4 protein-coding genes are annotated in these 3,635 nt (G+C 40.4%); 3 read left to right on the top strand and 1 reads right to left on the bottom strand.

What is annotated here, in order from left to right:
• The 3 genes from E1140_RS01260 to E1140_RS01250 all read left to right on the top strand — a co-directional run.
• Positions 1–215, top strand: a 215-nt coding sequence (locus E1140_RS01260) for a DUF4212 domain-containing protein (protein ID WP_155178222.1), incomplete at its 5' end; no start/stop codon positions are given.
• 7 nt (positions 216–222) lie between these two features.
• Positions 223–1,911 carry a sodium:solute symporter family protein gene (locus E1140_RS01255; protein WP_155178220.1) on the top strand — a complete coding sequence of 563 codons (1,689 nt, stop codon included), beginning with the start codon at positions 223–225 and terminating at the stop codon, positions 1,909–1,911.
• A gap of 157 nt (positions 1,912–2,068) precedes the next feature.
• The gene (locus E1140_RS01250) at positions 2,069–3,145 is read left to right on the top strand and encodes a flavin monoamine oxidase family protein (RefSeq protein WP_155178218.1); all 1,077 of its coding nucleotides are present in this window, start codon (positions 2,069–2,071) and stop codon (positions 3,143–3,145) included.
• Here the strand turns inward: E1140_RS01250 and E1140_RS01245 are convergent.
• Positions 3,132–3,635 (bottom strand): SRPBCC family protein (locus tag E1140_RS01245; protein ID WP_221412603.1); only part of this gene is annotated, 504 nt, incomplete at its 5' end. The genes E1140_RS01250 and E1140_RS01245 overlap by 14 nt on opposite strands.

Below are 3,635 nucleotides of genomic sequence, written 5' to 3'. Positions count from 1 at the left end.
GTTATCTACTTATACTATTATCCATTTGGTTTGCTGTTTCTTATGGAGCAGGTATCCTCTTTGTTGAACAGCTCAATAATCTAAGAATTGGAGGGTTTAAGCTTGGTTTCTGGTTTGCCCAACAAGGCTCCATCTATGTTTTTGTTATACTCATTTTTATCTATGTAAGGCTTATGAACAAGCTAGACAAGAAATATGACCTTGACGAAAAATAGCTAAAAGATGGATATTCAAACCTGGACTTATATTATTGTAGGAATCACTTTTGCCATTTACATAGGCATAGCCATTTGGTCTACAGCAAGTACTACGAGTGATTTTTATGTAGCTGGCGGTGGAATTTCTCCACTTGCCAACGGTATGGCCACAGCAGCAGACTGGATGTCAGCTGCATCATTCATCTCTATGGCCGGCCTTATCTCGTTTATGGGCTATGACGGAGCTGTTTACCTCATGGGGTGGACAGGAGGTTATGTATTGCTCGCATTATTACTCGCACCATATCTCAGAAAATTCGGAAAATTCACCGTTCCCGATTTTATCGGTGATAGATACTATTCAAATATCGCCAGAACAGTGGCCGTTATTTGCGCTATTATTGTATCGTTTACTTATGTAGCCGGGCAAATGCGCGGAGTAGGAGTTGTGTTTGCACGCTTTCTAGAAGTCGATGTAGAAACTGGCGTTTATATCGGTATGATTATCGTATTGTTTTATGCCACTTTAGGTGGAATGAAAGGCGTGACATATACACAAGTGGCTCAATACTGCATTCTAATATTTGCCTTTATGGTGCCTGCATTCTTCATCTCCTTTCAGCTCACTGGCAATGTTATTCCTCAATTAGGGTTTGGCGGTACTGTTTCAGATGGCACCTACCTGCTTGACAAGCTCGATGGGCTTCATAAAGAATTAGGCTTTGCAGCATATACAGAAGGTTCTAAATCTATGATCGATGTATTTTGTATTACCCTCGCATTGATGGTGGGTACGGCAGGTTTGCCTCACGTAATCGTAAGGTTTTTTACAGTGGCGAAAGTTAAGGATGCCAGAATATCAGCAGGCTGGGCCCTTTTGTTGATAGCCATTTTATACACTACTGCTCCTGCAATAGCTGTATTTGCAAGAACTAACCTGATACAGACTGTATCCAATCAGGATTATGACTCGGTACCCGAATGGTTTACCAACTGGGAAAAAACTGGCCTTATCGCCTTTGAAGATAAAAATGCTGATGGCAAAATTCAATATGTGGGCGATACGGAGACCAATGAGCTGACCATTGATCGAGATATTATGGTACTGGCTAATCCTGAGATCGCTAATCTACCGAACTGGGTTATTGCCTTGGTAGCTGCGGGGGGATTGGCAGCTGCGCTATCCACTGCTGCAGGACTGCTTCTGGTAATATCCGCAAGCATCTCTCACGACCTGATTAAAAAACAGATAAAACCCGATATCTCAGAAAAAGGCGAGCTGGTCTGGGCGAGGTTGGGTTCTGTCATTGCAGTGGTCATTGCGGGTTATTTTGGTATTAATCCGCCTGGTTTTGTTGCTGCTGTGGTGGCATTGGCTTTCGGCCTTGCTGCTGCATCATTCTTTCCTGCTATTATACTAGGCATTTTTGATAAAAGAATGAACAAAGAGGGTGCTATTGCAGGGATGGTCATAGGCATGCTGCTGATGCTTTTCTATATGATGAAGTTTAAGCTAGGCTTCTTTGGTGGTGGCAGTCAGGAAGATTGGTGGTTTGGCATCTCGCCTGAAGGATTCGGTAGCATAGCGATGATGGTTAATTTTGCAGTTTCCTTCTCTCTTTCAAGGTTTTTCCCTGCGCCACCAGCTGATGTTCAGGAGATAGTTGAGAATATCCGTTTTCCTAGAGGTGCTGGAGGGGCAACGGGACATTGAGAGAAAAAGGCAATATATTACTCAGGTTGATCTGCTTTTAATCATAAATCCATTCCATACTAGTTGGAGATTGGATGAAATGCAATAGAAGAAGTTTTGTATTTTGTCTTTATCCCCTTGCTAAAATCAAAATCTTTAATCTATTGTTAATCACCAAATGAAAAACGATATCATAATTATTGGGGGAGGATTATCAGGGCTTACAATAGCTTTCCTACTTAAACAAAAAGGTTTTTCTCCATTGTTATTGGAAGCTAATAATCGTCTTGGCGGCAGAATAAAAACAGTTGCAGGTCAAAAAGTTGCCATAGAACTTGGGGCTACTTGGGTATTTAACAATGACCATCATCTAAAAAAGCTCCTTGCAGAGCTAAATATTAGACTTTTTGAACAATATCAAACAGGATTGGGGATTTATGAAATACAAAAAGGGCAAGCGTCTGAAAAGTTTGACTCGAAGCAAATGACTGGCGGAATCCCCTACTACAAAATAGAGGGCGGCACGCAACAAATTATTACCAAATTGGCTGATCATATAGGTGAGGAAAATATAAAGTTAAATACGTCCATAACCCATGTAGAAGAGTTAAACGACTTGATAATGTTGACCACCAAGGATGGTGATGTTTTTCAATCAAGAAACGTGGTGATCACTCTTCCGCCCAGATTATTAAATGAGTCCATCTGTTTTCAACCAGAACTCAGTCCAATGGCAAAAGAGGTAAGGGCCAATACTCATACATGGATGGGAGAATCAATAAAATTTACTGTAGAATATTCAACCCCATTTTGGAGAGAAGCTGGTCTGGCAGGTCTTGCTTTGAGCCATATTGGAATAGTAAGAGAGGTTCAGGATCATGCCAATTATGCTGATGACGGTTTTGGGCTGCTCGGATTCTTAAAACCAGAAAGTTTAAGTCTGAATGCAAAAGAAAGAGAAGTTCAGGTTATCGAAGATTTGAAAAGACTATTTGGCCCAGAGGCAGGCAGCTACATCAGCTATGATGATATGCTCTGGAATAATGAAAAATTTACCAATTGCACGCTGTCCAATCAGGGACTACAAGCGCACCAAAATAATGGTCACAGTATGCTCGTACAGCCGCAGATGAATGACAAACTGTATTTTGCTGGTGCAGAAACATCTCGTTTTAATTCAGGATATATGGAAGGCGCTGTAATTTCTGCCATTCAAGTAGCTGAAGAGCTCAGTACCAAAGTCACAAACGACTAACAGAAATATTTTTAAAATAATTTTTGTATTGCCATAGTCTTGGTAGAAAAGAAAGAACCAGTACTGGGTAAAACATCAAATCAAATGCTATTAAACCCGTTGAAAAAGACATATGATCTTCAATAATTGTATGTTCTCCTTGGCCTTTAAGAATATGCTTATGTCTCCATTTCTTTAAAGGAAATGGAAGCACCTTTCCTTCATCAATAAAATAGTAAAGGTTGGACTTAGAACCATGTTCAGTTATCTCACTGATCCACTCCCCAGCAAGTGGAAGATGCAAATGCACAGTATCACCAGTTTTAGATCCTCCAAACTCAATTAAGTGCGCAGCTGGAGGCAATAAATATTTAAAGAGGTCCTCATCAAAGTGATTGATAACAAATTGCAAATCCGCTTTGACTTTAGATTTTAAGATTATTTTCATCAGTGACATAACAAGAGTTAATACCACTTGTTCAGTCGTGGATAGCAGCCCTACTTTACAACA

This window comes from Fulvivirga lutimaris (assembly GCF_009711525.1).
GTDB lineage: Bacteria > Bacteroidota > Bacteroidia > Cytophagales > Cyclobacteriaceae > Fulvivirga > Fulvivirga lutimaris.
The sequence above is the reverse complement of the archived record's forward strand: the minus strand, read 5'-3'. Positions and strand labels throughout refer to the sequence as shown.

Coding starts and splice junctions, on each gene's coding strand:
- E1140_RS01250 (WP_155178218.1), top strand. CDS start 2,069: ATGAAAAACGATATCATAATTATTGGGGGAGGATTATCAGGGCTTACA.
- E1140_RS01255 (WP_155178220.1), top strand. CDS start 223: ATGGATATTCAAACCTGGACTTATATTATTGTAGGAATCACTTTTGCC.